The following is a 4,499-nucleotide window of genomic DNA, read 5'->3' as shown; positions in this document are numbered from 1 at the left end:
TTGAGCAGTGGATCTCTGGCCTTCCCAACTATATCAAGGCTTATTTGCCAATTTCACTCTGCGAAAGTTGAGTTATTTACCTGAATTAATCTGCGTACAGCTTCTAAGTTTTCATAACCCGTAAGGTGTCCATAAAATGTTGGTGTTTCTACAAGTGATCCTATTTTGCTTAAAATGGATATTCGATTTTGTGTAAGATTTTGGCTGAAAATTTTTATATCTCCGCTAGTAGGGCGGATAAGTCCAAGCAACATCCGAATCGTTGTCGTTTTTCCTGCACCATTAGGACCGAGAAAACCATAAATTTCCCCTTGTTGAACCTTCATATTCAACTTATCAACTACCGTTTGATTTTTATATTTCTTTGTTAAATTATTCGTCTCAATGACATATGAACTCATTTTATCCTCCCCTAAGTTAATAAATTTTCATATTTTACAAAATGACTTTGATAATAATTCGCAAAAAATATGTGCCCATTGCGACATTATTTATCCTCACCTCAAGATTCCCTTCCTTACAAAAACAGTTATTATTATTGTAAATAATTTATTGCAAAATGTAAAGTATTATTTGCATTTCGCGATATAAAATTGCCCTGTTTTTGAACACAAACTAAAAAAAGGTCCCTAACCAGTATGATTAGTAACCTTTCATTCAAGTTTAATACAATTTGTTATATTACAGTTGCTTTCCTAAAGGAGTGATATATTTTAAATCATAAATTATTCGGGAATTGTATGTCTATATGAGAACTAGCATAAAATTTTAAAGTTTTACTATTACGTGCATCCGTAAACATTGCCTAAAAATACCCTGAGTAATTAAAGTTAGATTCAGCAATTCCATACTTTCTTGCGACATCGGCTAATAAAATATTATCCATATCAAACATCGCCCCATATGCTGATTTACAGTTATTAAAATTTGTTTAATTTGAAGTTTGTTATTTGACCTTCAACGGAATAAGTAAAGACCTTTAAACCCAATATATTGTGGCTACTTTAACCTAAATTCAAATACTGGATAACGTTCCATAGGTTCAAATCCGAGTTTTAAAGCAAGCTTTTGTGAAGGAATATTGCTTTCTGTAGTTTCCCACAGGGGAAACATATTTTTTTCTAAAAAATAAGAAATTATCTTTATCGCAGCGAGAGTAGCATATCCCTTCTTTCTTTTCTCTTCTTTAAATGTATCGATGTCGATAAAATATTCCTTACCAAAAGTAAAACCGTTATTTTTGGCGATTGATAGAATCGTATTCCCCCTTTTAATAACTACCCCAACGGTCTTTTTAGATAATGTTGAGTTCTTTACATATGAAGTTTCCTCCAATGATTCTGGAATTATGTCAAAATTTCTAAATTCAACTTTCACTTCATTTCTTTTGCTCCTTTTAGCAACTTGTAAAAACTTTTCAACGTTTAGCGTATACACGGATTCGTAATGCTTATCAACCTTTAAAAAATCAATTTCCTTCAAGAAATACTCTTCTAACTGTTTAGAATCATTCGTATATATTTCAAACCAATTTCTGCTCCTCTTCTTGCAATCTGGCATTACAATTTCTCGAAAAAATCGTTTTAACTCAGATTTTTCTTGATTAGTTGCTATGTTACCTTCTAAATACATCCACCTTCCAATGGCCCAAACAATAGCAACTTTGGGACTGTTTTCATGATCTACAAAAACTCTCCCTGGATAACTACCATGAATGACTGCAAATGCTGGAATGAATTGCTTTTTTTGTTTAAAAAGCCCTTCTACGCTAGAAAAGGAACTATATTGTAATTCAATCATTTTATAATTCTCCCTTATTTATTTATTTCCAATATAAGCTTCTTTTGCAGTTCATTAGCGGCTAAAAGTGCTTCTTTATCATTATATACATCACCAGGTTTGTTTCCTCTTCCAATTATATAACCCTCAAAAGAAATACCAACAAAATCAAAAATATAATGAAACTGCTGTATCAACGGTAGACCTTTTATGTTTGGATAATCTCCTCCTACCGCAATTACATAGGCTTTCTTATTTGCCATGGAATGTTTAAAGTCAGGATATTTTTTATCCCTTAATGTCTGAGACCAGCGATCAATAAAGTTTTTCATGATGCCGGACATGCTATACCAATAAATCGGTGTTGCAAATACAAGAATGTCATGGGGCATCATACGTTCTATAATAAAATTGTGTTCATCATGAATCGTATGAAACCCCCCTTCTTCATGTCTTAAATCTTCAATGGATTGAATTTTAAAGTCCTTTAAATAGATTTTTTCTGCAGTAATCCCTTGAACCGCTTTCTCAGTAAGTATTTCAGTATTACCATTTTGTCGAGTTCCTCCGTAAATAATGGCAATAGACATACTTCATTCACTCCTTTATCAAAACAACAAAACTTTAGATTTACAATGAAAATTACTTACCCGATAACGTAGGTAACTTTAATTCTTTCCTCATACTTAATTGCTGAACTGCTGTTTGAAATCCAATCTGTTTTAACACCTTATAAGTTAGTTCACTTTCTCGGACCGGTAAGTTGGGAACTATTCGATTAAGAACGTTTTTAAAATCTCCAAAAATATGACCGAGCATAAAATAAATTACTTCCTCTGCATTTTTTAAATTTGGTCTTGCTTCACATTGGAACAAAATAGTACTTATATGATTCCCTTTGGAATTGAAGATCCTTTGATAATAAGCATATCCAAGCATCTCTCCATCTTCGCCTTCAACGATGATTCCTTCGCCCTGTTTAGCACTCTGCCATTGCGTTTGCCAAGGGTTCATTGCTTTATAAAAAAATTGTTTGCCTATTTGCTGTAGCAACACTTGTTTAACAGTAACTTTTCTTTTTAAATGAGGGATTGGATTTTGACATAAAGCTTTATTAAGATTTAAATACTCTAATATCCCCACTTCTTTATATCCCATATCCTTATATTAGGAAATTGCTTTCTCGTTATCTTTTAACACCTCAAGTGTTGCAATATCTGCACCGTTTTGTTTTAAAATAGAGATACTTACATCCACTAATTTTTTCCTATACCTTTAGATCGGTATGCCTTGGCAACACCAGTTCCTCCATTCCAAACAACTTTTTTACCGTTTATTTCTCTTATTCCATTTAAAACAATTCCTATCGGTTGTTTGTCGTCAAAGGCAATGATAGATAGACTAACGGATAAATCCTCCTTTACCATCCTTTCCAAAAACCTATCAGCGGTCATCTTGACATCAATTGAATACCCTTCAAATCCTGCATTCCAAGCATTAACAGCATCTGTTATTGTACAATCTTTCAACTTTATAACTTTAACCAATTTTTAAATCTCCCAAAGATCAAAATTTAATACATAAATATACTCATACTTCCACAAATTCTTGTAATTATATTCCTTTAATCCTTAATCTGTTAAATACGATTTAATACTCGAATAGTAGTTAGCCAATAAACAATATATTGTCCTACACCTACTACACCTATACCAATTAATGGAATAAGAACATGACCAGAAAAAAGAAAACAAGCTCCCGCTATAATTGGCAGTGCAAAACTATAGTAAATATAAACATTCCGGCAAGCTTTATAGGTAACCCACTGTTGACCCTCATCCATCTCGCGGAATTCAGGTGGAATTAATCCAAACGGTTTAATTTGATTATCGGGATTCTTACGGTTGTAAAGCTTTATAAAAGTTAACCACAAAAATGTACAAAGTACTAATATCCCAAAAGATAATCTAGCTAAGACAACCAGTGTATTCGTTAGTGAAAGTGTCAAAAATGTAATGAGCAGTATAAATAAACCCATCGGTATTAATGGTGTACGTAAGATATGTTTCAACATGTTTAATCATTCCTTTCCTTTAAATAAAAAACTTCTTCAACAGAAACATTAAAAGCATTTGCAATTTTTAATGCCATCGTTACAGATGGGGAATAATCCCCTTTTTCAATTAATCCTATTGTTTGCCTTGTAACGCCAATTGCATCAGCTAAGTCTTGTTGTGTCCATCTAAACCGTGCACGTAACTCTCGAACCCTATTCTCAAGCATTAAGTTCCCTTCCTTCTAAAATGGATCATTATCATTGTAATATAAGCATTACAAAATGTAAATGATTATTTGCATTCCCCGATAAACATTTTCAAAAGTCAGGAAATTTTTGCAAAACTTAGCCTTAGAAAACTTAACATATTAAGGATTCGGGGCTTCTTTGTTTTTCTTGGAATTGCAAGATAAAGCATGAAAATGAACGTATTTGGGGCTAATTTTGGAGCTAAATTGGGGCTGATTAATATTAATCAAATCAGTCTTGGTGTATGTAAGGGAATGGGTATATTTCAAAAAAACATAAAATAGAAAAGAATATTATGAGCACACATCTTTTTTGTATAATTCCTGAATCCGTGATAAAGGTTGTTAAAACCCTGTAAATAAGATGTTATCCTGGTGTTTTTTCCAATTTCCTCCACTTGATGAATTAGAAAAAA

General features: G+C 32.4%; 6 protein-coding genes and 1 pseudogene. All 7 read right to left on the bottom strand.

The features are described from left to right. Window positions 1–86: 86 nt before the first annotated feature. Window positions 87–401: pseudogene (locus AB1L08_RS21650) on the bottom strand (ATP-binding cassette domain-containing protein); the annotation flags it as partial. A 598-nt stretch (window positions 402–999) separates the two neighbouring features. Continuing rightward, on the bottom strand, window positions 1,000–1,800 hold the full coding sequence (locus tag AB1L08_RS21645; RefSeq protein ID WP_413066666.1) for a GNAT family N-acetyltransferase: 801 nt from the start codon (window positions 1,798–1,800) through the stop codon (window positions 1,000–1,002). Window positions 1,801–1,814: 14 nt separating this feature from the next. Continuing rightward, window positions 1,815–2,369, bottom strand: coding sequence for a flavodoxin family protein (locus AB1L08_RS21640; protein WP_413066665.1), 555 nt, complete (start codon window positions 2,367–2,369; stop codon window positions 1,815–1,817). A 52-nt stretch (window positions 2,370–2,421) separates the two neighbouring features. Next, the gene (locus tag AB1L08_RS21635; RefSeq protein ID WP_413066664.1) at window positions 2,422–2,922 is read right to left on the bottom strand and encodes a hypothetical protein; all 501 of its coding nucleotides are present in this window, start codon (window positions 2,920–2,922) and stop codon (window positions 2,422–2,424) included. A gap of 113 nt (window positions 2,923–3,035) precedes the next feature. Continuing rightward, window positions 3,036–3,326, bottom strand: coding sequence for a hypothetical protein (locus AB1L08_RS21630; protein WP_413066663.1), 291 nt, complete (start codon window positions 3,324–3,326; stop codon window positions 3,036–3,038). 92 nt (window positions 3,327–3,418) lie between these two features. Beyond that, window positions 3,419–3,853 (bottom strand): hypothetical protein, encoded by a 435-nt coding sequence (locus AB1L08_RS21625; protein ID WP_033826664.1) that lies wholly within the window; start codon window positions 3,851–3,853, stop codon window positions 3,419–3,421. A gap of 2 nt (window positions 3,854–3,855) precedes the next feature. Further along, the gene (locus tag AB1L08_RS21620; protein WP_041844664.1) at window positions 3,856–4,062 is read right to left on the bottom strand and encodes a helix-turn-helix transcriptional regulator; all 207 of its coding nucleotides are present in this window, start codon (window positions 4,060–4,062) and stop codon (window positions 3,856–3,858) included. Between the last annotated feature and the right edge of the window lie 437 nt (window positions 4,063–4,499).

Origin of the sequence: Siminovitchia jepli, assembly GCF_047228825.1 — a bacterium.
Lineage (GTDB): Bacteria > Bacillota > Bacilli > Bacillales > Bacillaceae_C > Siminovitchia.
Note: the sequence above shows the minus strand (reverse complement) of the source record. Positions and strands in the feature narration are given on the sequence as shown.

What these genes read in the sequence shown, in the direction of transcription:
- AB1L08_RS21625 (WP_033826664.1), bottom strand. Translation starts at nt 3,853, where the DNA reads ATGTTGAAACATATCTTACGTACACCATTAATACCGATGGGTTTATTT.
- AB1L08_RS21645 (WP_413066666.1), bottom strand. Translation starts at nt 1,800, where the DNA reads ATGATTGAATTACAATATAGTTCCTTTTCTAGCGTAGAAGGGCTTTTT.
- AB1L08_RS21620 (WP_041844664.1), bottom strand. Translation starts at nt 4,062, where the DNA reads ATGCTTGAGAATAGGGTTCGAGAGTTACGTGCACGGTTTAGATGGACA.
- AB1L08_RS21640 (WP_413066665.1), bottom strand. Translation starts at nt 2,369, where the DNA reads ATGTCTATTGCCATTATTTACGGAGGAACTCGACAAAATGGTAATACT.